Below are 23,404 nucleotides of genomic sequence, written 5' to 3' on the forward strand. Positions count from 1 at the left end.
CGTAAAGTTTCGGCATGGCCAGAGTCAAGTCTGAGCCCTGGCCGGACCTCGCAGCGATGGGCTGACGGACGGCCTGATCCCGGGGGGACCGAACCACCATGCACAGCACCATCCACCGCCGCTCCGTCGCACGCCTCAGCGCAAGCGCGTTCTCCGTCGTCGCCGCCGGCGCCCTGCTGATCGCCTGCACCGATGGCGTCGAGGAGCCCGCCGGAGCGCCCCGGGGCGACGACGCCCCGGCAGCGCAGGGGCCAGCGGAGCCCGCCGAGGATCCCACCGAGCCAGGTGAGGAGACCACGGAGACATCGACCGGGGCCACCGATGAGCAGCCCTCGGACGAGACGAGCGACCCGAAGGGGTCAGCCCCCGCCGACTGGGCCGGCACCGTGAGCGCCGAGCAGATGCCGGAGACCGACGGAGTCTCCTACTTCGTGTACCAGAACCTCTACCAGGAACTCGGGGAGCGCGGCCGGATGAGCGCCGGGGAGCTCGAGAGGACCGAGTTCATCGGCTCCAACGGGGGCTCCTGCCAGGGCGAGGCCGTGATCGGCGGCGACGCGGCCACCTGCACCATCACCGAGCACGACGAGCGGGCCGAGCCCACCGGCAACCAGCTCGAGCTCACCGTGCGGGTGGTCTCGGCAGGGTTCGGGAACCCGGCCCTGCTGATGTACGCCGATGCGGCAGGTCCCACGGACTTCTCCGTGTCCACCGAGGTCGAGATCGGATTCGGCAAGGTCTCGACCCCCGTCCCCGCCGAGATCTCCGGGGAGGAAGTGGCCGATGCACTGGTGGGCTCCGTCAACTTCGCGATCGCGTCCGACGGCGCGCCCGACCCCGACATGGCCGCCACCTGCGAGATGGCCGAGGGCGGCGTCACCGCCACCTGCACGGTCACCGGGGCGCCCGAGGGCGGCAACGGCACCTGGCACGCGATCGCCCAGCGCGGGCCGACGTCCGATCCGCACGACGGCCAGTGGTACCTGTTCACGAAGCCGCGCGTCTGAGCCCGCGCGCGCCGACGAGCCCCCGAAGATCGCAGGTCGCAATGCGATATCGGGGGCTCGTCTGGTCGGGGAGCACACCTTCACCTGGCCCACTCTGGATGGCGGCACCATCAGCGTGCACGCCACCGGCATCGAGCTCGACCCCGCGGTGCCCCTGGCGAAAGGCGAGGACGTCATCCAGCAGGGCTACCAGCTGGTGGTGCTGGAGGCCGAGGTCTCCTACCGCGGCGAGCGGGCCGTCGCCGTGCCGGAGGAGCTGTGGATCCGCGCCGAGACCGACCACGCCCTGTACGAGCCGGTCCTCGGCCTGGTTCCGAACCCCCTCCCGGCCGGGGGGCACTCAGCGGGGCTCAGCCCTCGTTGACCCACACCACCGGGGCGTCCTCGTAGGGGTTGTCGTCCCCGTCGGCCTTGTCGTCGCCCTCCCAGGCCACCCGGGCCGGCGGCTCACCGTCGGTGAACACCACGTCGCAAGTGGAGGCCGTCGCGCCGGGCTCGGCCTGGTCGAACAGCTGCAGATCGCAGTCGTCGTCGAGATTGCCGCCGAAGGAGATGCCCACGGTGAGCCTGTTGCCCTCGGCGTCCTGCACCTCCAGCGACGGCGTCATGTCCGCGTTCGGATCGCCCTCGAAGCTCAGGATCTCGTGCTCGGCCTTCACGTACCACGGGGTCATGCCCTCGAGGTCGGCCTGGTCGTCCTCGTCGAACTGCTCGATGATCGCCGGATCGCCCTCGACGATCTCGGTGACCGTGGTGGAGACGACGCCGTAGCCGTAGTACTCCTCGCCCTCCTCGAGCACCTGCACGTGGATGGTGGCGGCCTCGCCCACCGGCACCTCGGTTCCCGGGGCGGCGAGCTCGGTGTCGGTGGCTCCGCCGGCCTGGTCGTCCGTTGCGCCGCCGGCGTCCGACGGCTCCTGGGCGTCGTCCTCGGCGGGCTCCTCACCGCCGGCGTCCGAGGGCTCCTGCTCGTCCCCCTCCGGCTGCTCGACGGCCGGCGGCTCCTGCGGCGGGTCCTCCTGGCCCAGCAGCCCGCAGCCGGAGACCACCAGTGCCAGTCCCGCCAACGGAACCAGCAACGCGGTGCGGGCCCGTCGGTTCCTGATGATAGTCGTGCGTCCCATGTCCTCACATCCTCTCGATCGCAGTCGTGCGCCCGGTGACGAGCCGTCCGTCGGGCCGTCGGCGCAGCCTGATCCCACACGGTAGACACGCCCCGTGGGCTGGCGCGATGGGGAGAACTCCTCTTCCTCCGGGTAACCGCGGTGGACACGGTCCGGCCCCCTCGGGCATGCTGTTCCTGAAACCGGCGGTATCAGGAATCCTCCGTTCCCTGCGCCCCCGCCCTCGACGACGAGAACGCGAAAGGCCCCCGATGAGCAGCTACACCGAACACATCACCCGGGTGATCACCGAGGACGTCGAGCATTCCGCTCTCGGCACCGTTGCGGTGCTGACCTTCGCGCCGCCGGAGGGGGAGGAGCGGCGCCCGGCCACCCTGGGCCCGCAGTCGATCCAGGCCGTCACCGGTGCCATCAACGCCGCCCTGGACCGCGCCGAGGCAGGGGAGGTGGGCGCGATCGCCCTCACCGGCACCGGGAAGGTGTTCCTGGCCGGCGCGGACCTCTCGATGTTCGCCGACCCCTCCGCCGTGGACCGCGTCGAGGAGATGACCCGCGCCGCCCACGAGCTGCAGGTCCGCGTGCGCACCAGCCCCGTCCCGATCCTCGCCCACCTGGGCGGCGCGGCCCCCGGCGGCGGCCTCGAGGTGGCCCTGATGGCCGATGTGCGCACCGCCGTCCCCGGCGCCCGCGGCATCGGCGTGCCCGAGACGGGGCTGGGCATCCTGCCCGGCTGGGGCGGCACCACGCTGCTGCAGTCCGTCGTCGGCCCCGAGACCGCGGTGCGGATGATCCTCGAGGACCCCACCCGCGACCGCCTGTTGAGCGCCGAGCAGGCCGCCGAGACGGGCCTGGTGGATGCGCTCGCCGAGGACCTCCCGGCCGCACTCGAGGAGTTCGCGGCGATCGTCGCGGCCCGCGCCGATGCCGCCGGTGGCTCCTCGCCCTGGCAGGACCGGCCCGATCCCCTGCCCGGTGAGGACTCCCCGGAGGCCGAGGCCCTGCATGATGCCCTGGACGCACCCCTGCCCACCGGCGAGACCCGCCGCGCCTGGGCCGCCCGGATGGAGGCCCAGGGCGCCCCCGCCGCGGCCCGCGCTCTCGAACTGCTCCAGCAGCTGCCCGGCAGCGAGCTGACCGATGCGCTCGCACGCGAATCCGCGGCCCTCGGGCAGCTGGTGCGCTCCGACGGAGCCAAGGCTTCGCTGTACTCCGCCGAGATGCTGCGCCGCGGCAAGCCCGGCCGCACCCCCGTCGAGGGCGCCCGGGAGATCACCCGCGTCGGCGTGGCCGGGGCGGGCCTGATGGCTGCTCAGATCGCCGCCCAGCTCGCCCTGGGCCTGCAGGTCCCGGTGATCATGCGGGACCTTGACCAGGGGATCACCCAGAAGGGCCTGGCCGCCGCGCGTGAGGTCATCGCCCAGACGGCCGCCCGCGGCAGCCTCGACGAGACCACCGCCACCCGGATCGCGGAGCTGCTGGACGCCACCACCGACGTGGCCGACCTCGCCGGCTGCGACCTGGTGCTCGAGGCCGTCCCCGAGGTCCTCGCGATCAAGAAGTCCGTGTTCGGCGAGCTCGAGGGCGTGCTGGATCCCGAGGCGCTGCTCGTCACCAACACCTCCTCGCTCTCGGTCAGCGCCATGGCCGCGGATCTCCAGCACCCGCAGCGCGTGGTCGGCCTGCACTTCTTCAACCCCGTCGCGAAGATGCCGCTGGTGGAGGTGATCCACACCGACGCCACCGACGAGGCCACCCTGGCCACCGGTCTCGAGGTGGTGCGCCGCCTGCGCAAGTTCGCCGTGCGCAGCGCCGACGCGCCCGGCTTCATCGTCAACCGCCTGCTGTTCCGCGTGCTCGGCGAGGTGCTGGCCTCCCTCGACGCCGGCGCCGATCCGGTCGAGGTGAACACCTCCTTGGACCCGCTGGGCCTGCCCATGCGCCCGCTGGCCCTGCTGGACCTGGTGGGTCACGCGGTCGCCGACCATGTCGGGAAGGTGCTGGTCCAGGAGCTGGGCGACCGCTTCCACGCATCCCCGGGGCTCTCGGCCATGGTGGAGCGGAAGGTGCGGTTCACCGAGTCCCGCCGAGGCAGCGTCCAGCCCGAGGTGTCCCCGGTGGTGGCGGAGGTGTTCGCTCCCGACGGCACCGGTTCTGCGCAGGCTCCCGTGGGGGAGGCCCTGTTGGATCGCGTGCTGGAGGGGCTCGCGGAGGAGATCGCCCTGATGCTCGACGCCGATGTGGTCGAGCGCGTGGAGGACGTGGACCTCGCGCTGATCCTGGGGGCGGGCTTCCCGCGGCACCGGGGCGGTATCACCCCCTACCTGGACAGCAGCGGGGCGGCCCTGAGCGGTGCCGGCCGCACCTTTCATGGGAACCGGTTCGGCTCCGGCACCGATTCGTGATCGGAAAGCGACATTCTGCGGCCGAGAACGTGTTTCGGGACACTTACCATATGCGTGTCGGGCGACGGGCCCGACATACCGTCGTGTCGTGAGAGGGGTACGGCGCTGTGCTACAGCGCCGGGTGAGAGAACATGTCGCAGCCACCGCAGAACGGATGGGGTCAGCAGTCCGGCGATCCCTACGGGCAACCCCAGGGCAATGGCCAGGACGGCTACGGCCAGCCCTCGCCGAACGCCGGGTACGGGCAGGACGCCTACGGCCAGGGGGGCTACGGCCAGGACGCCTATGGCCAGCCCTCCCCCAACGCCGGCTACTCGGACTACGGCCAGGGCTCGCCGAACTCCGGCTACGCACCGTCCTACGGGGACGGTGCGCAGGGAGCCGCCCCGCAGCAGGGCGAGAAGAAGTCCGGCTCCAAGCTGCCCCTGCTGATCTGCGCCGGCTGTGCCGTGCTGGCCCTCATCGCGGGCATCATCGGCGGCGGCATCTTCCTGTTCACCCGTGGTGGCGAGGAGGATCCGCCCACGGGTGGCGGTGACACGACCACCACCCAGGAGGAGACACCCGATCCGGACGGCACCACCGAGCCCGAGGGTGGGGATGACACCACCGAGCCCGAGGGTGGGGACGACACCACCGAGCCTGCCGGCGACGGTGACAAGGGCACGCGTGAGAACCCCTACGGGGCCGGTGAGACCTTCGTCCTCCCCGATACCGAGGAGGGCGAGCTGGAGATCAGCTTCGGCAACGTGAACTGGGACGCCACCGAAGAGATCAAGGAGACGAACCAGTTCAACGAGGATCCGGGCGAGGGCGAGGTCCACATCATGGTTCCCGTCACGCTCACCTACCGCGGTTCCGGCAGCGTCGAGCCTCTGCTGCTGCTGAGCACCAACTACGTGGCCGACAGCGGCAACTCGTACATGTCCGCTCCGCTCGTGGTCCCCAACGACGCGATGGACGTGGGAGAGCTGTACGACGGCGGCACCGGTGAGTTCAACATCCCCTTCACCATCCCCACCGATGCCGTCCAGAAGGGCTCGTTCAACGTGTCGGTGCTCTTGGACTTCGACGGTGAGGAGGTGTGGGTCGCTGCCGAGTGACCCACCTGCTGTGACGCCCGACGGCCCGCCCACCCCGCACGGGGAGGGCGGGCCGTCCGCGTGGCGGCCGTCGGAGGGATCGGCGGGTGCGTGCCGTGATCAGTGGCCGGACCAGTCGGCCAGGCGCTCCAGGGCCAGTTCGATGGTGGGGCGGTCCTTGCAGAACGCGAGGCGCAGCAGCGAGCCGGCCGCGGCGGACTCTGCGCTGCCGGGCCGGTAGAACGCCGTCAGGGGGATCGCGGCCACCCCGGCCTCGGTGGGCAGGCGCTCGCACAGCGCCTCGGCATCGGGCTCGCCCAGGCCCGCGGCATCGGCCACCACGAAGTAGCCGGCCTCCGGCACCCCCACGGTGAACCCCACCGAGCGCAGCCCCGCCACCAGCAGGTCCCGACGCTCTCGCAGGTCATCCGCGATGCCGGCGATGGCCTCGTCGGGCATGCGCAGGCCCACCGCCACCGCGGGCTGGAAGGGCGCCCCGGAGGTGTAGGTGAGCCACTGCTTGGTCCCGGTGATGGCGGTGACCAGGGGAGAGGGCGCGGTGACCCAGCCGATCTTCCAGCCCGTCACCGAGAACGTCTTGCCCGCCGAGGAGATCGAGACGGTGCGCTCACGGGCCCCGGGAAGCGTGGCGATCGGGACGTGGGCGGGACCGTAGGTGAGGTGCTCGTACACCTCGTCGGTGACGATCAGCGCGTCGTGCCGCACCGCCTCCTCGACGATCGCGACCAGCACCTCCCGATCCAGCACCGCCCCGGTGGGGTTGTGGGGCGAGTTCACGATCACCATCCGGGTGCGGGGACCGAAGGCCGAGCGCAGCTCGGCGGCGTCCACCGTGGTGGCCAGGTCCCCGTCGGCACCCGGCACGATGCGCAGCGGGACGGTGCGGTGCACCCCGCCGGCCAGGGCGATCAGGGCCGCGTACTGGTCGTAGAAGGGCTCCAGGGTGACCACCTCGTCCCCCGGCTCCACCAGCGCCAGCACGGTGGCCGCCAGCGCCTCCGTGGCGCCGGTTGTCACCAGCACCTCCCCGGCAGGGTCCCAGTCGAGTCCGTAGCGGCGCTGCTGGTGCAGCGCGATCGCCTCCCGCAGCACGGGCTCGCCGGCCCCGGGCGGGTACTGGTTGTGGCCGGCTCGGATCGCTGCGATCGCGGCCTCGGCCACCTTGTGGGGCGGGTCGGTGTCCGGGAACCCCTGCCCCAGGTTCGCCGCGCCCGTCTGCGCGGCGCGGGCGGAGATGCGGGCGAACACCGTGGGGCGGGCGATGCCGTCGGTGAGCAGTCCGGTGGCGCCGGAGGCGCGGGTCCAGGGGCCGGAGGTGTCCATGGCCCGAGTGTGTCAGAGCGAGGTCAGCGCTCGCGGGGGAACACGTACCGTCCGTAGGTCACGTACCGGAAGGTGGTCGAGACGATCTGCCCGATGAAGGTCCCGGAGACGTTGTCGGCCAGCACCGAGTCCAGGCCCAGCACGTAGCGGGAGAAGCCCAAGCAGCCCAGCTGCAGCCCCGCGGCGATCAGGTTCACCAGCACGAACAGCGCTATCGAGCGAGCCGTGTGGGGGCGGGGCCGGTCCCCGAAGGTCCACAGGCGGTTGCCCAGGTAGGTCAGGCACGAGGCCACCGCGATGGTCAGCAGCTTGGCGGCCAGCGGGTGGCCGTGCATCAGCCCCTGTCCCCATCCCTCCGCGGGGTCCCAGAACACCAGCAGGTTGTACAGCGCGGCGTCGAACAGGAACACCAGCCCGCCCACGGTGAGGAACGTCAGGGTGGGCCGCAGGTGCTCGGCGGCCAGGGCACCGGTGCGGGAACGGGGGGAGGAGCCCGAACCGCGCCCAGGGCGCGGGCCAACGGTGGCACGATGCGGGGACGGGCGGGGTGGGGCGCCGGCCTCCTCGGCCGTGACGGCATCGGGCCTGGACACGCACGGCACTGTACCCGAGTAGGATCGGACTGCGGTCGCTGCGACGGGTCCCCGGCACACGGGAGACCCTGGGAGCGCGCGACACGGCTGCTGCGACGGGCGCCCGGCACACGGGAGGCCCTGGGAGCGCGCGGCCATCGCCGCAGGAACGGGCACCGAGCCCTGGGAGCCCGCGGCACACCCATCACCGGCGGGCTCGCACGATCGGGACCCGCAGCACAGTTCAGGAAGGACACATGACTCACGTCGCCCTCGCCATCGCCGGCTCCGAGACCACCGGAGGCGCCGGTGCACAGACCGACCTCAAGACGTTCCACCAGCTCGACACCTTCGGCTGCGCGGCGCTGACCTGCATCGTCTCGATGGACCCGAAGGACAACTGGAACCACCGCTTCGTGCCCGTGGAGCCCCAGGTGATCGCCGATCAGATCGAGGCCTGCACGGGCGTGCACGACATCGACACCGTCAAGATCGGCATGCTGGGCAGCCCGGCCACCATCGACGTCGTGGCCGCCGCCCTGGCCGAGCACTCCTTCACCAACGTGGTGCTGGACCCGGTGCTGATCTGCAAGGGGCAGGAGTTCGGCCACGCGCTGGACACCGACAACGCACTCAAGGAGAAGATCCTGCCCAAGGCCACCTTCGTGACCCCCAACCACTTCGAGGCGCTGGCGCTGTCCGGCATGGACGCCATCGAGTCGGTGGAGGACCTCACCGAGGCCGCCCGCCGCATCCACGACGCCTACGACGTGGTCGTGCTCGCCAAGGGCGGCGTGGTGCTGGAGGGCGCGGACGCGGTGGACGTGTTCTACGACGGCCAGCAGACCGTCGAGCTGCGCAGCCCCAAGACCGGCGAGGACCGCATCCACGGCGCCGGCTGCACGCTCGCTGCCGCCGTCACCGCCGAGCTGGCCAAGGGCGCCACCCCGCTCGAGGCCGCGCGCACCGCCAAGGCCGTGGTGGACAGCTCCATCGAGCACCGCCAGCCCAGCCACCTGCCCTTCGACGCCGTGTACCAGCGCGGCTACCAGGGCTGAGCGACAGCCGGCCGATCGCATCGACGGGTGACCGGGCGCCGCAGGAGGACCCTGCGGCGCCCGCCCCCATGAGCGCCGGGCGGTCACAAATACATTCCGAAATGTAAACAACTATTCCGCTTGCTGGACAGTGGGCGGTCGCACCAGACATTCTCGGTGCATGGAAGAGACCAGCAGCACACCCGGCGCCCCCGCGGAGCAGCGTGAGCCCTCGCGTGCCAGGCAGTCGAGCGAGCCCCTGATCTCGGTGCGCGGGGTCACCAAGTTCTTCGGCGACTTCCAGGCGCTGAAGGACATCGACCTGGACATCCACCGCGGCGAGGTGGTGGCCCTGATCGGCGCCTCCGGCTCCGGCAAGTCCACGCTGTGCCGCTGCGTGAACCGCCTGGAGACCATCACCGACGGCGAGATCCTGATCGACGGCGAGCCCCTGCCCGAGGAGGGCAAGGCCCTGACCGCCCTGCGCTCCGACGTCGGCATGGTGTTCCAGAGCTTCAACCTCTTCCCCCACCTCAAGGCGATCGACAACGTCACCCTGGGTCCGCGCAAGGTGCGCGGCGTCCCCAAAGCCGAGGCCGAGGCCCAGGCCAGGGAGCTGCTGGAGCGCGTGGGCCTGGCGGACAAGGCGGACTCCCTGCCCGCGGCGCTCTCCGGCGGCCAGCAGCAGCGCGTGGCCATCGCCCGCGCACTGGCGATGAAGCCCAAGGCGCTGCTGTTCGACGAGCCCACCTCCGCCCTGGACCCCGAGGTCATCAACGAGGTGCTCGACGTGATGACCGAACTGGCCCAGCAGGGCATGACCATGCTCGTGGTCACCCACGAGATGGGCTTCGCCCGCCACGTGTGCGACCGCGTGGTCTACATGGACCAGGGCGAGATCGTGGAGGAGGGCGAGCCGGAGGCCTTCTTCACCGCCCCCCGCAGTGATCGCGCCAAGGCGTTCCTGTCCAAGATCCTCCCGCACTGACACCCGACCGGCACCGACCGGCACCCGCGAACTCCCGCACCTGACGATCACCCCACGAAACGGAGAACACCATGACCACCAGCACCTTCCGCCCCGGCCGCCGTGCCCTGGTCGCGGCCGCCGCCGCACTGCCCCTCGGCGCTGCCCTGGCAGCCTGCGGCTCCGACACCGGTGACGGCCCCTCGCTCGGCGGCGAGGGCGGCGCAGGCGGCGGCTCCGACGGCGGTGGCGAGGGCGGCGCAGGCGGCGGCTTCGCCGATGCGGTCGCCTCCGGTCCCGTCGCCGAGGACGCCGCCATCGAGGCCAGCGCCTGGGCCACCCGCATCAAGGAGGCCGGCATCCTCAAGCGTGGCGGCACCGTCGCCAACCAGGTGTTCTCCCTGGCCGACACCTCCGGTGGCAACCCCACCGGCTTCGACGCCGGCATCACCCAGCTGCTGGCCCGCTACATCCTGGGCGAGGACGGCGCGGACAAGGTCGAGTACATCGACACCACCGTCGACACCCGCGAGACCATGGTGCAGAACGGCACCGTGGACTGCGTGATCGCCACCTACTCGATCACCCCCGAGCGCCTCGAGGTCATCAACTTCGCCGGCCCGTACTACCTCTCCGGCACCGCCATCCAGGTGCGCGCCGAGGACGCCGAGTCGATCTCCGGGCCCGAGGACCTCACCGGCAAGAACCTGGTCACCCAGTCCAACTCCACCGGCATCCAGGCCATCGAGGAGCACGTCACCGATCCGGGCGATGTGCAGCAGCTGCCGGACAACGAGTCCTGCGTGGCCGCCCTCAAGCAGGGTCGGGCCGATGCCTACGTGCTGGACCAGGGCGTGCTGCTGGGCAACTCCAAGGCCGATCCGGACGTCGTGGTGGTGGGCGAGCCCTTCGTGGACGACCCCTACGGCGTTGGCCTGTCCAAGGACGACGAGGACGCCCTGGACTTCGTCAACACCTTCCTGCAGGCGATCATCGACGACGGCACCTGGGAGAAGCTCTGGACCGCCACCATCGGCGAGGTCGTCCCGGGCGACGCCCCCGAGCCGCCCGTCCCCGGCGACCTGCCCGCCTGATCCCCATCGCCTGACCGACGGGGCCCGCCCGCCAGCGCGGCCCCGTCGGCGCCCCCCGGAAGGTCCCCATGCACGCCATCAGCGAGAACATCCCCCTGCTGCTGCAGGGCATCGCGACCACCGTCGCGCTCACCCTACTGGGCTACGTCTTCGCCCTGGTCGTGGGCACGGTGCTGGCCGTGTGCCGGGTGAGCCCGATCCCGCCGCTGCGGTGGGCGGCCACGGTGTACGTGGAGATCTTCCGCAACATCCCGCTGCTGAGCCTGCTGATCCTGATCGCCTTCGGACTGCCGGACGTGGGGCTGACCCTGCCGTACTTCTGGTGCGGCGTGCTGGGCCTGACCCTGTCCTCAGCTGCCTTCGTGTGCGAGAACGTGCGCTCCGGCATCAACACGGTGCCGGTGGGGCACGCGGAAGCCGCGCGCTCCATCGGGCTGGGATTCTTCGGCACCCTGCGCCACGTGGTGCTGCCCCAGGCGTTCCGCACCATGATCCAGCCGCTGGTGAACGTGTTCATCGGAACCGTCATCGGCTCCTCACTGTGCTCCGCGATCGCGGTCATGGAGATCACCGGCGTCACCCAAAGGCTCAACATCCAGTACGCCCAGGCGGTCGCCATGTTCCTGGTGGCCGGTGCCGTGTACCTGGTGCTGTCCCTGGGCGGCGCCTACCTGGGCGGGGTGCTGGAGCGCGCCGTGTCCCCGTCGGACACCCGCCGTCGCAGCCCTGACCGCGCGCTCGACGTGCAGGCAGGAGCGCAGGCATGAGCGCACGCACCAACACCGCCACCCAGGTGCTGTTCGACGCGCCCGGCCCGAAGGGCCGCCGTCGGATCCTGGTCCTGTCGATCCTCAGCGTGCTGGTGATCCTCGGCGTGATCGCGCTGGGGCTGCGGCAGTTCGCGATGAACGGCGAGCTCGATCCCGGCAAGTGGGTGGTGTACCTGCGCGCCGACTACCTGGCCTTCCTGGGCAAGGGCCTGATGGGCACCCTGAAGGCCACCGCCATGGCCGCCGTGGTCGCCTTCCCGCTGGGCCTGCTGCTGGCCCTGGGCAGGCTCTCCCGCATCACCCCGCTCAGCGCGGCGGTGACCTGCTGGATCGAGTTCTTCCGTGGCATCCCCATGCTGCTGGTGGTCTATGCGTTCCTGCTGGCCCTGCCCGCCTACGGGGTGAACGTGCCGCGGTTCTGGATGCTGGTGATCCCGATGATCCTGGTCTCCTCCGCCACCACCGCCGAGGTGTTCCGCGCCGGCATCAAGGCCGTGGACAAGGGCCAGCACGAGGCCGCGGCCGCGATCGGCCTGACCCCGCGCGACTCCATGCTCCACGTGGTGCTGCCGCAGGCCGTGCGCCTGGTGCTGCCCAGCCTGATCCTGGCGCTGGTGAGCCTGCTGAAGGACTCCACGCTGGGCTACGTGGTCAGCTTCAACGAGCTGCAGTTCCAGGGCAAGACGATGGTCTCCATCACCCGCTACCTGGTGCAGACCTACGTGGTGGTCTCGGTCATCTACATCGCCATCAACTTCCTGCTCACCCGGATCGCGCTGGCGCTGGACGCGCGGATGAAGGCGCGCGCGACGGCCGGTTGAGCAGGCAGCGTGCACCCGCTGCTGCGCGACCTCGCTCCGTCGAACTCCCCCAGCACAACCCGCTCCGGAGAACACCCGCTGCGGAACCCCCGTCCCACGGAAGAAGGACCCTCCCATGTGTCGTCTGCTCGGTGTCGTCAGCCGTGAGCGCATCTCCCTGGACCGTGCCATCGCCCACGAGCTGGAGCCGTTCACGGAGCTGTCGGAGCTGCACCGGGATGGCTGGGGCGTGGCGTGGTTCGAGCAGGACGGCCCCGCCCAGCGGTCAACCCCGCAGATCCTGCGGCAGCTGGACGTCGCCCGCGAGTCCACCGCCTACCGGGAGGCGCTCGCCGCCGCGCACGGCCCCATGATGCTGGTGCACCTGCGCAAGGCCAGCCCCGGCCTGCCTCTGCAGATCACCAACACCCATCCCTTCCGCGAGGGCGACGTGGTGTTCGCCCACAACGGCCAGTTCGACCTCTCGGGCCCCCTGCGCGAGGAGATCCTCTCCCGCGGTGGCCGCGTGCCCGAAGGGACCACGGACTCGGAGCTGTACTTCTCCCTGGTGGAGCTGTACGCCCGCACCGAGGAGCCGGTCGTCGCCGTGCAGCGCGCCGCCGCGGAGATCACCGCCCTGTGCCTGCGCTACGGCACCCGGGTGCCGGAGGCACTGAACTGCCTGTACATGACCCCGGACCTGCTGGTGGCGTACCAGCAGCACGACCCGGCACAGGCCAAGCCCCACCATCGCCCGGACAACTACACCCTGCGCTACCGCATCGACCCCGAGCGCGTGATCGTGGCGTCCACGGGCATCCCGCAGCCCGACCACCTCGAGCTCGAGCAGGGGGAGGCCCTGGTGGTGGACCGTCGCACCCTCTCGGTGATGCGCCACCCGGCGATCGTGCCGATCCCGGTCTGAGAGGCCGCGGCGATCTCCGCTACTGTGGGTCGCCCGGCGGAGCACACCGCCCCTCCCCGTCGTACGGAGCACACGGTGATCGGATTCGAGAACGTCCGCAAGGAGTACCCCGGCGGCACGGTGGCCGTGGAGGACTTCACCCTTGAGATCCCCTCGCACCGGAGCGTGGTCCTGGTGGGCTCCTCCGGCTCCGGCAAGACCACCCTGATGCGGATGATCAACCGCATGGTCGACCCCACTGCCGGGCGCGTGCTGATCGACGGCGAGGACGTGGCGCACCTGGACCCTGTGCAGCTGCGCCGCTCCATCGGCTACGTCATGCAGGCCTCCGGGCTGCTTCCGCACCGCACCGTGCTGGACAACATCACCACCGTCCCCGTGCTGCGCGGCACCTCGCGTCGCGATGCGCGCACCCGCGCCGCCGAACTGCTGGAGCTGGTGGGACTGGACCAGCAGGTCGCCACCCGGTACCCCGCCCAGCTCTCCGGTGGCCAGCAGCAGCGCGTGGGGGTGGCGCGGGCCCTTGCAGCGGATCCGGACATCCTGCTGATGGACGAGCCCTTCGGCGCGGTGGACCCGATCGTCAGGGCGGACCTGCAGCAGGAGCTGCTCCGCCTCCAGCGCGAGCTGCGCAAGACCATCGTCTTCGTCACCCACGACATCGACGAAGCATTCCTGGTGGGGGACCGCGTGGTGCTGCTGCGTCCCGGGGGCATCATCGCCCAGCAGGGCGCCCCGCGGGAGATCCTGGCCCGGCCTGCCGATGACTTCGTCTCCCGCTTCGTGGGTGCGGACCGTGGCACGCGCACCCTGCACCTCGAGGAGGTCGACGGCAGGCGCGTGGTGGTCGACGCCGACGGGCGGGCCACCGGCGTGCTCGACCATGACCGCACCGCCGGGGAGCACATGACGTGAACTGGCTGCAGTCCAACCTCGACCAGATCGTGGCGTACACGGGAGCGCACCTGGCGCAGTCGCTGCCGCCCATCCTGATCGCGTTCCTGCTCGCCCTGCCGTTAGCGAAGCTGGCCAATGCCGCCGGCTGGCTGCGCACCGGCATCACCACCGCCTCCGGTCTCATGTACGCGATTCCCTCCCTGCCGCTGTTCGTGCTCCTTCCGGGCATGCTGGGCACGGGGTTCCGCAGCCCCGTGAACATAATCCTGGCGCTCACCTTGTACGGGCTCGCGCTCATGGTGCCCTCTGCTTCCGACGCCTTCCGCTCGGTGGACCGCGACGTGCTCAGCTCCGCCACTGCCCAGGGGTACGCACCGGCGGCCCGATTCTGGGCGGTGGAGCTGCCGCTTGCCGGCCCGGTGCTGCTGGCCGGGCTGCGAGTGGTGGCGGTCAGCACCGTGTCGCTGGTGACCGTGGGGGGAGTCCTCGGGGTCCCCAGCCTGGGCATGCTGTTCGTGGACGGGTTCCGACGCGGCATCCCGGTGCAGATCCTCACCGGTGTGGTGCTCACCGCAGTGCTGGCCCTGATGCTGGACGCGCTGCTGGTCCTGGCGGGCCGCTTGCTGATGCCCTGGACCCGACGGGGCGCCCCGCGGCGCTCCCGGGGCCGCGAGCGCACGGGGGCGGCGGCATGAACGGGAGTCCCCTGGGGCAGGCTCTGGAGTGGATGGCCGATCCCGCACGCTGGACCGGCCCCTCCGGCATCCCTGCGCGGATGCTGGAGCACCTCGGGTACACGGCGCTCGGGGTGCTGGTCGCTGCCCTGATCGCGATCCCGCTGGGCCTGCTGGTGGGGCACACCGGGCGCGGGAAGGGGATCGTCGTGATGGCCGCCGGGGCGGCGCGCGCACTGCCCACCCTGGGCCTGGTCACCCTGTTCGCCCTGCTGATGGGCATCGGCCTCACAGCCCCGCTGCTTGCTTTCGTGGTGCTCGCGGTACCGTCCCTGCTGGCCGGCGCGTACTCCGCCGTGGAATCGGCGGACCCGGCCACTGTGGACGCGGCCCGCGCGCAGGGCATGACCGAGATGCAGATCCTCACGCGGGTGGAGATCCCACTGGGCCTCCCGCTCCTGATCGGCGGGCTGCGCGGCGCGACGGTGCAGGTCGTCGCCACCGTCATGCTCGCGGCCTACGTGGGCAACGGTGGTCTGGGCCGGTACATCTTCCTGGGACTGGGCTCGCAGGACTACCCGCAGATGATCGCAGGCTCCGTGCTGGTGATCGCCCTGGCGCTGGTTCTGGACCTGCTGCTGCTGGGCGTCCAGCGGCTCACCGCGCCCCGCGGCGTGTGAGGCCGGTGACCGGATGGTCGAGGTCGGGCCCGCGCGGGCCCGTACCCTGGAACGGTCCCGAGCCCGTCCGAGTTCCTTGAGCCCCGAGCCCGTCCGAACCAACCCGTAGGAGTTCGCCATGACCATTCGCAGCACCCGACGCTCCCTGCTCGCAGCCGGGGGGACCGCTGGGGTCGTGCTCGGCGCGGCCGCATGCTCGAGCTCCGACCCCTTCGAGGAGGACACCGCGCAGGGCGGCGAGGAGGGAACGGCGCCATCGGACGGCGGTGGTGCCGTGGGCTCCAGCACGCTCGTCATCGGCTCGCAGGCCTACTACTCCAACGAGATCATCGCGGAGCTGTTCGCTCAGGTGCTCGAGGCCGAGGGCTTCACCGTCGAGCGGCAGTTCCAGATCGGGCAGCGCGAGGTGTACGTGCCGGAGCTCGAGAACGGGTCGCTGGACGTGCTGCCTGAGTACCTGGGCAATCTGCTGCAGCACTACGAGCCGGACGCCCCCAGCGCCTCGCCGGAGGAGATCCACTCCGCGCTCGGGGAGGCCCTGCCCGGGGCGCTGCGGGTGCTCGACTTCGCCGAGGCCTCCGACCAGGACTCGTACACCACGACCGCTGCGTTCGCCCAGGAGCACTCCCTGACCACGATCGCGGACCTGGCCGGCATCCCGGATCTGAGGATCGCTGCCAACAGCGAGTTCGAGGTGCGTCCGTACGGCCCCGAGGGCGCCAAGAGCATCTACGGGGTCGATGTCACCGTGGTGCCCGTGGAGGACTCCGGTGGCCCCCTCACCGTGCAGGCCCTCACCGATGGTGACGTGCAGCTGGCGGACATCTACACCGCCGACCCCGCCATCGCCGCCAACGACCTTGTGGTCCTGGAGGACCCGGAGTCGATGATCCTGCCGCAGAACGTGGTTCCCCTGGTCACCGAGAAGGTCGACGAGACCGCCGCCGCTGCGATCGAGCGCGTGATCGAGCAGCTCAGCGCTGACGACCTGGTGGCGATCAACCAGCGCAGCGTCGAGGAGCAGGCGAACTCCGCCACCATCGCCACGGACTGGCTAGGGGAGAAGGGCCTGGTCTGACGCGCACCCGATCCTGCGCCCGCCGGTGCGACTCACGGTCGCGGAACCGCGCGGTCGAGCGGTCGACGTCATCGCAGGTCAGCTCGATAACCAGGTCTCGGCGCCCGGGGGACGATCTCGCAGTCTGGGTGACATTTCCAGGCGTGTGCGGCATGGTGGCGACATGAGCCAGAACCAGACCTCCCTCACCGTCACCCGCACCATCGACGCCCCCGCGAAGGACATCTTCGAGGTGCTCACCCTGCCTGCCCGCCATCACGAGTTCGACGGCTCGGGCATGGTGCGCTCTGCCGAGAACACCGAGCGCATCACCAAGTCCGGTGAGAAGTTCGTGATGAACATGCACGCCGAGATGAACGGCGGCGACTACGTGATGCACAACCACGTGACCGCCTTCGACGAGAACAAGATGATCGGCTGGCAGCCCGCCCAGGAGAAGAACAAGGACGAGCCCGGGGGCTGGGAGTGGCTGTACGAGCTCAAGCCCGTCGATGCCGACTCCACCGAGGTATCCCTGACCTACGACTGGTCCAAGGTCGACGAGAAGCTTGCCAAAGAGGTCGGCTTCCCGGCCGTCCCCGAGGAGAAGCTGGAGGAGTCCCTCAACCTGCTCGCCGGCGCCGTCGTCAAGAACTGATCGGTCGCACCCGCGCCGATTCCGCCGGTCCGGAACCGGCCACGCTGACTGCGTCGGTCCCCGGACCGGCCCCTGCACCGCAGCCCGTCCCGCCACCTCGGTGGGGTGGGCTGCGGGCTGTTCAGCGGGCGCCGTCGAGCCTGCTCAGCGAGGGGCGGGCGCACCCGCCTGCGGTGGCCGGGGCGCCTGCGGCGCCCTTACCAGAGCGGCCGCGCCCCCCAGGGCGGCCAGGAACGGCACCGCCACCAGCGGATCCCCGTAGACGATCCCGGAGGCGAAGGGCGCCACCACGCAGAGCACCACGATCCCGGTGACGGCGGTGCGGAAGGTGCTGTACGGCAGCGCGCTGCAGCTCACGGCCAGGATCGTCAGCAGCAGACCGATCACCACCACGCCGAACGAGTGCCCCCAGCCGGCGCGATCGTGGAAGGCCCAGACCAGCAAGGGGGTGGCGATCAAGATCGGCAGCGGCCATATCCGGGTCCGGTACATCGAGGCTCCCTCGCGGTGTGGGGCACGTGTGCTCTGGGTTGGAGGTGGCCCGTTGCCTCGAACAGTACGCGACAGTCGGGTGGGTGGCGGGCAACCGGAACCGGTGTCTGCAGCTTGCCGACCTGGCCTTCTGCAGAATGTCGAATAGTCGTTCTGCAGGATGTCGATCAAGAATCCTGCAGAATGCCGGACACAACCTGTGACCTGCATCGTTCGTCCTCTAGAGTGGCGGCGTGGACACCTTGACGAACTTCGGCGTGGCGTATCGCCCGCGCGTGGTCGACGCAGTCGTGTCATCGGCTTTGGCCGGCTCCGGGGCGGTGATCATCGAGGGGCCACGGGGGTGTGGGAAGACGATGACGGCTCTGAATCTGGCGGAGAGCTACGTCTTCCTCGATTCGCCGGAGGCCCAAGAGCTCGCCGAAGTCGCACCGCAGGTGCTGCTGGACGGTGCACAGCCCCGGCTTCTCGATGAGTGGCAGGTGATGCCTGAGATGTGGAACCGGGTGCGTCGACAAGTCGACCTCGGCGGACATCGGGGGTCATTCATCCTCACCGGGTCAGCGGTCCCTTCTGACGATGTGACGCGACATTCCGGTGCAGGGCGCTTCCTCAGGGTTCGGGAGCACACTCTGACCTGGTTTGAGAAGGGATGCTCTACGGGCTCGGTCTCCCTGCGGTCTCTCCTTGATGGAGAGCCCGTGGAGACTGTCGCTGCTGCTCCGACTCTTGACGATGTCATCGCGGGTGTGGTGCGCTCCGGCTTTCCGGGGCTGGTGGACCTTTCGGAAGAGGGTGCACTGCGGCAGGCCCGGGCATACCTCGGAGAGGTGGCGCGTACCGACCTTCCCCGGCTCGCCTCCACGCGACAGAGGCCCGTTGTCATCGACCAGTTGCTGCGTTCCTTTGCGCGGTCCACCGCCTCGGAAGTCACGCAAGCGGCGATACTGAAGGACCTCGAGCCGGTGGCGGGATCGATGGCTCGTGAAACCTTGGCGAGCCTTATCGAAGTGCTCCGTCGGATGTTCGTCGTTGAGGCGGTCCCCGCGTGGATCCCGCGGCTTCGATCCAAGGCTCGGGTGCGAACGTCGCCGAAGTACCATCTGGCCGATCCTGTCCTGTCGGCCGCTGCTCTCGGGGCGACGTCAGCCGATCTCAGGCGGGACCTTGAGACTCTCGGGCTGATCTTCGAGTCCGCAGTTGTGCATGACCTGATGGCGCTTGGCGAGGCTTCGGGCGCCCAGGTCCATCACTATCGGGATTCGAACGGGAGGGAGATCGATGCGGTCCTCACCTGGCCGGGGGGACGCTGGGCCGCGGTCGAGGTCAAGCTCGGAGGCCGCGCAGCTGGGGCAGCCGCTGAAAAGCTCCGAGTGACGGTGGAGGACATCGCAACGCACGCCGGGCCCCCGGTGTTCACGGCCGTCGTCACGGGGACGGGAGCGACCATGCAGCTGGACAACGGCGTGTCCACGTTCCCGCTCGCTGCCCTCGGATCCTGAACGGCTCCGCGCGGAACTGCCGGCATGCACCAACTAGGCTCTGACCATGGGCAGGGTGACCGAGACGAAGCGGATCCGCACCGTGCGAGTGCGGGACGGTCGGCTGTACGCCGGCCGCAAGGGCGACCATGTCGCCGTCGAGGAGCCCCTGGACATCCGGTTGAACGGCCAGCAGCTCTCCCTGACGATGCGCACCCCCGGCAGCGATGTGGAGCTGATCCACGGCTTCCTGCACGGCGAGGGGATCATCGCCTCCCGTGAGGACATCGTCGAGGCCCGCTACTGCGACGGCGCGGTGGTGGACGACGGCAGCGGGTTCGCGCAGAACACGTACAACGTCATGGACTTCACCACCGCCCGCCCGCAGCTGCAGCAGGTTCCCACCAAGCGCTTCACCACCACCTCGGCATGCGGGGTGTGCGGCTCCGAGAGCATCGACGCGGTGCGGCAGAAGGGCCGCTACGTGCTGATGGGCAGCTGGACGGTGGATCCGCGCGCCATCCTCGATGCCGCCCGCAACCTCACCGACGACCAGGCCGTGTTCTCCCGCACCGGGGGAGTGCACGCCGCCGCCCTGGTCACCCGGGACGGCGAGGTGCTGGTGGTGCGGGAGGACGTGGGCCGCCACAACGCGGTGGACAAGGTGATCGGCTGGGCCCTGCTCGAGGACCGCCTGCCGCTCAACGACTGCTTCCTGCTGGTCTCCTCCCGTGCCAGCTTCGAGATCGCCCAGAAGGCATTCATGGCCGGGATCCCCCTGCTGGCCTGTGTCTCGGCTGCCAGCTCACTGGCGATCGACACCGCCCAGGAGGTGGGGATGACGCTGGTCGGCTTCACGCGTGCCTTCGACGACGGCGACGGCCGCATGAACGTGTACACCCACCCCGAGCGCCTGGACCTCACGGACGCCGAGGGGTGAGCCTCGACGCCTTCTGGGCCACCGCGCGAAGAAGCTGCCCCGCGCTGCCGTGCGAGCTCCCCGAGGCCTGGGCCTTCGGGGCCACCCCCGAGCAGGCCGACGAGCTGCTGGCCCTGGTGCTCGACGGCATCAAGACAGCCACCGCCTCCTCCCTGCAGGACTACCGAGTCTCAGGCGACCCCCTTCCCCGGGAGGGCGACCTCTCGATCGTGCTGGACGGTGCCGGCCGGCCGCGGGCGGTGCTCGAGACGACCCGGGTGAGCGTGGTGCCCTTCGACCAGGTGGACGCCGCCCATGCGCATGCCGAGGGGGAGGGCGACCGCTCCCTGGCCCACTGGCGGCGGGTGCACGAGGCGTTCTGGCGCGAGCACGGGGAGGATCCCCGCGGTGTCACCCCGGACATGCCGGTGGTGTGCGAGAGGTTCCGCCTACTGTTCGTAGCGTGACGGTGTCGGAGCGGCGGTATCGAGGACCGGCTCAGTCTCGAGTGCCGCGATCGCCTCCGCGCTCACGGCGGTCGCATCCTCCAGCCAGACGGGCACGTCCCCGCCCACATAGGGCCGTACCAGTCCGTACGGGCACAGTCGCGGCGCCTCAATCCAGCGCCAGCAGGCGCGCGGCGGTGGCCTCATCGAGCACCAGGTCCGTCGCGCACCCCGCCCGCAGCGCCGCACGCAGGGGCACCGCCTTGCGGGCACCGGAGGCCACCAGCACCCGCCGGGGGATCGAGGCCAGCGCCGCGGGGCTGGGCCCCGAGCAGCGCTGGTTCATGCGCACGTCGCGCCAGGACCCGTCGGCCCGCAGGAACACGGTGCACACGTCCCCCACCGCCCCGTCGGAGTACAGCTGGGCGAGATCGTCCTCCGTGAGGTAACCGCTGGCGTGGACCTGGCTGGGCACCTCGGCATCGAAGGCGCCCACCCCGAACACCGCCAGACGACAGCGGCGCTGCATCTCCAGCACGTGCCGCACCGAGCGCTCGCGCCACATGGCCTCCCGCGTGGAGGGATAGTCGAAGATGGCCGGCACCGGGAAGTGGTGCACCGTGGCAGACCAGCGCGAGGCCACCCGATCCATCACGGTGGACACGTTGGCCAGGCCCGAGCCCTCGGTGTTGATCGCCCCGTTCAGCTGCACCACCTGCGCTCCCAGCACGGGTCGGGGCGCCAGCTGCTCCACCACCGCCGTGATGGTGGTGCCCCAGGCGATGCCCACCACCTGATCCGGCTGCAGCAGGTCCTCGACCACGCCCGCGGCATCCGCCGCCACGGCGCGCAACCGCTCCCGCTCGGAGCTGTCGGGCCTGGTGGGCACCACGTGGGTGCGCACGCCGTAGCGCTGACCGATCGCCGAGCGCAGGTCCGCCAGGCGGCGCACCCCCGGGGGCCGCAGCGTGATCCGCACGATCCCCTGCTCCCGGGCATCGCGAAGCAGGCGGGACACGGTGGAGCGGGAGATGCCGAATGCGGAGGCGATGGCCCCCATCGTCTGGCCCTCGTCGTAGTACATCCGTGCAGCCTCGTAGGCGCTCTGCTGCCGTGCATCCTGGGCCATGCCCCCAGTGTTGCACGTTCGTGCACCCCGCTTGCCGAGCCCCGCACGTTAGCGCCATCCTGGGTCCTAAGTCCCGGTCGTCTGGTGATGGACCCCCAGTTCGCCCGGGCAGCCGAACCTCTACGCGAAGGAGCGCCCCGTGCCGAACAAGAGCGCCGCCACCCTCACGCCCGCCTCCCGCCAGGAGCACCTGGACCGGCTGCGCGGCGCGACGGCCCAGAACCCGCTGGACGTGCTGGTGGTCGGCGGGGGTGTCAACGGTGCCGGGGCCGCCTTCGACGCCGCCACCCGCGGGCTGTCCGTGGGCCTGGTCGAAGCTCGCGACTGGGCCTCGGGCACCTCCTCGCGCTCCTCCAAGCTGATGCACGGCGGCCTGCGCTACCTCGAGATGCTCGACTTCAAGCTGGTGGCCGAGGCCCTGCGCGAGCGCGACCTGCTGATCAAGCACACCGCGCCCCACCTGGTGCACCCCATCAGCTTCGTGTTCCCCTTCTTCCACAAGGTCGTGGACCGCGCCTTCATCGGCTCCGGCGTCATGCTGTACGACGCCATGCAGATGATCGGCCGCAAGCGCGCCGTGCCCATGCACCGCCACCTGCTCAAGAAGAAGATGCTCGAGTACTTCCCGGCGCTGGACGGCGAGAAGATCGTAGGCGCCCTGGAGTACTTCGACGCCCAGATGGACGACGCCCGCTTCGTGATGATGCTGGTGCGCTCGGCCGCCCAGTACGAGGCCGCGGTCACCAACTACACCGAGGTCATCGGCTACCTGCGCGACGGGGAGCGGATCGCCGGCGCCCGTGTGCGCGACGTCCTCACCGGGGACGAGTTCGATGTCCACGCCTGCGAGACCATCCTGGGTGGCGGTGTGTGGACCCAGGAGCAGCAGGAGCTGGCCGGTTCCGAGAAGGGCCTGGAGGTGCTGGCCTCCAAGGGCATCCACATCACCATCGCCCGCGACCGTATCCCCGCCGCGCGCGACACCGGCGTGATCACCAAGACCGAGAAGTCCGTGCTGTTCCTGATCCCCTCCGACGAGTACTGGATCATCGGCACCACCGACACCCCGTGGACCCACGACCCCGACCACGTGGCCGCCACCAGCGAGGACATCGACTACGTGCTCGAGCACGCCAACGAGGTGCTGGCCGAGGACCTCACCCGGGACGACGTGATCGGCGTGTACGCGGGCCTGCGCCCGCTGCTGCAGCCGATCAAGAAGTCCGAGGGCTCCTCCTCGAAGGTCTCCCGCGAGCACACCGTGATGCGCATGGAGCCGGGACTGTCCGCGATCGCCGGCGGCAAGTACACCACCTACCGGGTGATGGCCGAGGACATCGTGGACTTCGCCGTCAAGGACACCTACCCCGGCCGCCACAGCCTCACCCGCTCGGTGCCGATCATCGGCGCGCAGGGATACGCGGAGCTCAAGCGCGACCAGGCCGAGCTCGCCGCCCGCCACGGCTTCGACGAGATCCGGGTGGAGCGGCTGCTGTTCCGCTACGGCGCCCTGCTGACCGACGTGCTCGCGCTGGCCGAGGAGGACCCCTCGCTGCTCGAGCCGCTCGAGCAGGCACCCCGCTACCTGCGCGCCGAGGTGCTGTACGCCGCCCGCGCGGAGGGCGCCGTCCACCTGGCCGACGTCATCACCCGCCGCCTGCGCCTGGACTACGAGGTGCGCGACCGCGGAGTCGGCGCCGCCGAGGAGATCGCCGCGATCGTCGGCCCTGAGCTGGGCTGGGACGAGGCCCGCACCCGCACGGAGGTCGAGACCTACCGCGCCTTCATCGCCGCCCGCCTCGAGGCCGAGGCGTCCCACAGCGACGACGAGGCGGCCGCGGCCGTC

24 protein-coding genes are annotated in these 23,404 nt (G+C 70.7%); 19 read left to right on the top strand and 5 right to left on the bottom strand.

Going from position 1 to position 23,404, the window contains the following annotated elements:
• The first annotated feature begins 98 nt into the window (after positions 1-98).
• Complete coding sequence (locus M4D54_RS07090) at positions 99-1,007, top strand: hypothetical protein (RefSeq protein WP_259791320.1); 909 nt, start codon at positions 99-101, stop codon at positions 1,005-1,007.
• 115 nt (positions 1,008-1,122) lie between these two features.
• Positions 1,123-1,371 carry a hypothetical protein gene (locus tag M4D54_RS07095; RefSeq protein WP_259791317.1) on the top strand — a complete coding sequence of 83 codons (249 nt, stop codon included), beginning with the start codon at positions 1,123-1,125 and terminating at the stop codon, positions 1,369-1,371.
• On the opposite strand, the gene M4D54_RS07100 is transcribed toward M4D54_RS07095, so the two are convergent.
• On the bottom strand, positions 1,358-2,131 hold the full coding sequence (locus tag M4D54_RS07100; protein WP_259791316.1) for a hypothetical protein: 774 nt from the start codon (positions 2,129-2,131) through the stop codon (positions 1,358-1,360). The two genes, M4D54_RS07095 and M4D54_RS07100, sit on opposite strands and share 14 nt — an antisense overlap.
• A 251-nt stretch (positions 2,132-2,382) precedes the next feature.
• On the opposite strand from M4D54_RS07100, the gene M4D54_RS07105 reads away from it, so the two are divergent.
• Complete coding sequence (locus tag M4D54_RS07105) at positions 2,383-4,533, top strand: 3-hydroxyacyl-CoA dehydrogenase NAD-binding domain-containing protein (protein WP_259890808.1); 2,151 nt, start codon at positions 2,383-2,385, stop codon at positions 4,531-4,533.
• 132 nt (positions 4,534-4,665) lie between these two features.
• Positions 4,666-5,637: a hypothetical protein gene (locus M4D54_RS07110; protein ID WP_259890809.1), complete on the top strand. Its 972-nt coding sequence runs from the start codon at positions 4,666-4,668 to the stop codon at positions 5,635-5,637.
• Between the two features lie 99 nt (positions 5,638-5,736).
• On the opposite strand, the gene M4D54_RS07115 is transcribed toward M4D54_RS07110, so the two are convergent.
• Together M4D54_RS07115 and M4D54_RS07120 are read right to left on the bottom strand one after the other, a co-directional pair.
• On the bottom strand, positions 5,737-6,960 hold the full coding sequence (locus M4D54_RS07115) for an aminotransferase class I/II-fold pyridoxal phosphate-dependent enzyme (protein WP_259890810.1): 1,224 nt from the start codon (positions 6,958-6,960) through the stop codon (positions 5,737-5,739).
• Positions 6,961-6,983: 23 nt separating this feature from the next.
• Entirely contained in the window at positions 6,984-7,553 is a 570-nt protein-coding gene (locus M4D54_RS07120; RefSeq protein ID WP_193866436.1) for a GtrA family protein, read from the bottom strand.
• Positions 7,554-7,789: 236 nt separating this feature from the next.
• Between M4D54_RS07120 and M4D54_RS07125 the strand changes: the two genes are divergently transcribed.
• The 11 genes from M4D54_RS07125 to M4D54_RS07175 all read left to right on the top strand — a co-directional run bounded on the left by M4D54_RS07125 (position 7,790) and on the right by M4D54_RS07175 (position 17,091).
• A complete protein-coding gene (locus tag M4D54_RS07125) occupies positions 7,790-8,590 on the top strand; it encodes a hydroxymethylpyrimidine/phosphomethylpyrimidine kinase (protein WP_259792223.1) in 801 nt (266 codons plus the stop codon).
• Positions 8,591-8,750: 160 nt separating this feature from the next.
• A complete protein-coding gene (locus M4D54_RS07130; protein WP_284690647.1) occupies positions 8,751-9,557 on the top strand; it encodes an amino acid ABC transporter ATP-binding protein in 807 nt (268 codons plus the stop codon).
• A 71-nt stretch (positions 9,558-9,628) separates the two neighbouring features.
• A complete protein-coding gene (locus M4D54_RS07135; protein ID WP_259890811.1) occupies positions 9,629-10,630 on the top strand; it encodes a glutamate ABC transporter substrate-binding protein in 1,002 nt (333 codons plus the stop codon).
• Between the two features lie 68 nt (positions 10,631-10,698).
• Positions 10,699-11,397 (top strand): amino acid ABC transporter permease, encoded by a 699-nt coding sequence (locus M4D54_RS07140; RefSeq protein WP_259890813.1) that lies wholly within the window; start codon positions 10,699-10,701, stop codon positions 11,395-11,397.
• Positions 11,394-12,221, top strand: a complete 828-nt coding sequence (locus tag M4D54_RS07145) for an amino acid ABC transporter permease (RefSeq protein WP_259890814.1) — start codon at positions 11,394-11,396, stop codon at positions 12,219-12,221. The genes M4D54_RS07140 and M4D54_RS07145 overlap by 4 nt, the downstream gene beginning before the upstream one ends.
• A 115-nt stretch (positions 12,222-12,336) precedes the next feature.
• A complete protein-coding gene (locus tag M4D54_RS07150; RefSeq protein WP_259890815.1) occupies positions 12,337-13,125 on the top strand; it encodes a class II glutamine amidotransferase in 789 nt (262 codons plus the stop codon).
• Positions 13,126-13,200: 75 nt separating this feature from the next.
• Entirely contained in the window at positions 13,201-14,040 is an 840-nt protein-coding gene (locus tag M4D54_RS07155) for an ABC transporter ATP-binding protein (RefSeq protein WP_193866442.1), read from the top strand.
• On the top strand, positions 14,037-14,717 hold the full coding sequence (locus tag M4D54_RS07160) for an ABC transporter permease (protein ID WP_259890816.1): 681 nt from the start codon (positions 14,037-14,039) through the stop codon (positions 14,715-14,717). The genes M4D54_RS07155 and M4D54_RS07160 overlap by 4 nt, the downstream gene beginning before the upstream one ends.
• On the top strand, positions 14,714-15,376 hold the full coding sequence (locus tag M4D54_RS07165; protein ID WP_193866444.1) for an ABC transporter permease: 663 nt from the start codon (positions 14,714-14,716) through the stop codon (positions 15,374-15,376). Before M4D54_RS07160 ends, M4D54_RS07165 begins: the two co-directional genes overlap by 4 nt.
• Before the next feature lie 118 nt (positions 15,377-15,494).
• On the top strand, positions 15,495-16,454 hold the full coding sequence (locus tag M4D54_RS07170; RefSeq protein ID WP_193866445.1) for an ABC transporter substrate-binding protein: 960 nt from the start codon (positions 15,495-15,497) through the stop codon (positions 16,452-16,454).
• A gap of 163 nt (positions 16,455-16,617) precedes the next feature.
• Complete coding sequence (locus M4D54_RS07175) at positions 16,618-17,091, top strand: SRPBCC family protein (protein ID WP_193866446.1); 474 nt, start codon at positions 16,618-16,620, stop codon at positions 17,089-17,091.
• 144 nt (positions 17,092-17,235) lie between these two features.
• Here M4D54_RS07175 and M4D54_RS07180 read toward each other — a convergent pair whose 3' ends face one another.
• On the bottom strand, positions 17,236-17,583 hold the full coding sequence (locus tag M4D54_RS07180; RefSeq protein WP_193866447.1) for a hypothetical protein: 348 nt from the start codon (positions 17,581-17,583) through the stop codon (positions 17,236-17,238).
• Between the two features lie 233 nt (positions 17,584-17,816).
• Between M4D54_RS07180 and M4D54_RS07185 the strand changes: the two genes are divergently transcribed.
• Genes M4D54_RS07185 through M4D54_RS07195 form a run of 3 tightly spaced genes read left to right on the top strand, consistent with a single transcriptional unit; the run spans position 17,817 to position 20,450 of the window.
• Positions 17,817-19,085, top strand: coding sequence for an ATP-binding protein (locus M4D54_RS07185; RefSeq protein WP_259792210.1), 1,269 nt, complete (start codon positions 17,817-17,819; stop codon positions 19,083-19,085).
• A 46-nt stretch (positions 19,086-19,131) separates the two neighbouring features.
• Complete coding sequence (gene fdhD / locus M4D54_RS07190; RefSeq protein ID WP_193866449.1) at positions 19,132-20,004, top strand: formate dehydrogenase accessory sulfurtransferase FdhD; 873 nt, start codon at positions 19,132-19,134, stop codon at positions 20,002-20,004.
• Positions 20,001-20,450, top strand: a complete 450-nt coding sequence (locus M4D54_RS07195; RefSeq protein WP_193866450.1) for an ASCH domain-containing protein — start codon at positions 20,001-20,003, stop codon at positions 20,448-20,450. Before fdhD ends, M4D54_RS07195 begins: the two co-directional genes overlap by 4 nt.
• 148 nt (positions 20,451-20,598) lie before the next feature.
• On the opposite strand, the gene M4D54_RS07200 is transcribed toward M4D54_RS07195, so the two are convergent.
• Complete coding sequence (locus tag M4D54_RS07200; RefSeq protein WP_259890817.1) at positions 20,599-21,558, bottom strand: sugar-binding transcriptional regulator; 960 nt, start codon at positions 21,556-21,558, stop codon at positions 20,599-20,601.
• 139 nt (positions 21,559-21,697) lie between these two features.
• Here M4D54_RS07200 and M4D54_RS07205 point away from each other — a divergent pair.
• Positions 21,698-23,404 (top strand): glycerol-3-phosphate dehydrogenase/oxidase (locus M4D54_RS07205; protein ID WP_259890819.1); only part of this gene is annotated, 1,707 nt, incomplete at its 3' end.

The organism is Brachybacterium sp. p3-SID1565 (assembly GCF_025143785.1).
Taxonomy (GTDB): domain Bacteria; phylum Actinomycetota; class Actinomycetes; order Actinomycetales; family Dermabacteraceae; genus Brachybacterium; species Brachybacterium epidermidis.

What these genes read in the sequence shown, in the direction of transcription:
- fdhD (WP_193866449.1), top strand. Translation starts at nt 19,132, where the DNA reads ATGGGCAGGGTGACCGAGACGAAGCGGATCCGCACCGTGCGAGTGCGG.
- M4D54_RS07090 (WP_259791320.1), top strand. Translation starts at nt 99, where the DNA reads ATGCACAGCACCATCCACCGCCGCTCCGTCGCACGCCTCAGCGCAAGC.
- M4D54_RS07135 (WP_259890811.1), top strand. Translation starts at nt 9,629, where the DNA reads ATGACCACCAGCACCTTCCGCCCCGGCCGCCGTGCCCTGGTCGCGGCC.
- M4D54_RS07200 (WP_259890817.1), bottom strand. Translation starts at nt 21,558, where the DNA reads ATGGCCCAGGATGCACGGCAGCAGAGCGCCTACGAGGCTGCACGGATG.
- M4D54_RS07100 (WP_259791316.1), bottom strand. Translation starts at nt 2,131, where the DNA reads ATGGGACGCACGACTATCATCAGGAACCGACGGGCCCGCACCGCGTTG.
- M4D54_RS07165 (WP_193866444.1), top strand. Translation starts at nt 14,714, where the DNA reads ATGAACGGGAGTCCCCTGGGGCAGGCTCTGGAGTGGATGGCCGATCCC.
- M4D54_RS07170 (WP_193866445.1), top strand. Translation starts at nt 15,495, where the DNA reads ATGACCATTCGCAGCACCCGACGCTCCCTGCTCGCAGCCGGGGGGACC.
- M4D54_RS07110 (WP_259890809.1), top strand. Translation starts at nt 4,666, where the DNA reads ATGTCGCAGCCACCGCAGAACGGATGGGGTCAGCAGTCCGGCGATCCC.
- M4D54_RS07125 (WP_259792223.1), top strand. Translation starts at nt 7,790, where the DNA reads ATGACTCACGTCGCCCTCGCCATCGCCGGCTCCGAGACCACCGGAGGC.
- M4D54_RS07180 (WP_193866447.1), bottom strand. Translation starts at nt 17,583, where the DNA reads ATGTACCGGACCCGGATATGGCCGCTGCCGATCTTGATCGCCACCCCC.
- M4D54_RS07130 (WP_284690647.1), top strand. Translation starts at nt 8,751, where the DNA reads ATGGAAGAGACCAGCAGCACACCCGGCGCCCCCGCGGAGCAGCGTGAG.
- M4D54_RS07105 (WP_259890808.1), top strand. Translation starts at nt 2,383, where the DNA reads ATGAGCAGCTACACCGAACACATCACCCGGGTGATCACCGAGGACGTC.
- M4D54_RS07140 (WP_259890813.1), top strand. Translation starts at nt 10,699, where the DNA reads ATGCACGCCATCAGCGAGAACATCCCCCTGCTGCTGCAGGGCATCGCG.
- M4D54_RS07175 (WP_193866446.1), top strand. Translation starts at nt 16,618, where the DNA reads ATGAGCCAGAACCAGACCTCCCTCACCGTCACCCGCACCATCGACGCC.
- M4D54_RS07150 (WP_259890815.1), top strand. Translation starts at nt 12,337, where the DNA reads ATGTGTCGTCTGCTCGGTGTCGTCAGCCGTGAGCGCATCTCCCTGGAC.
- M4D54_RS07145 (WP_259890814.1), top strand. Translation starts at nt 11,394, where the DNA reads ATGAGCGCACGCACCAACACCGCCACCCAGGTGCTGTTCGACGCGCCC.
- M4D54_RS07115 (WP_259890810.1), bottom strand. Translation starts at nt 6,960, where the DNA reads ATGGACACCTCCGGCCCCTGGACCCGCGCCTCCGGCGCCACCGGACTG.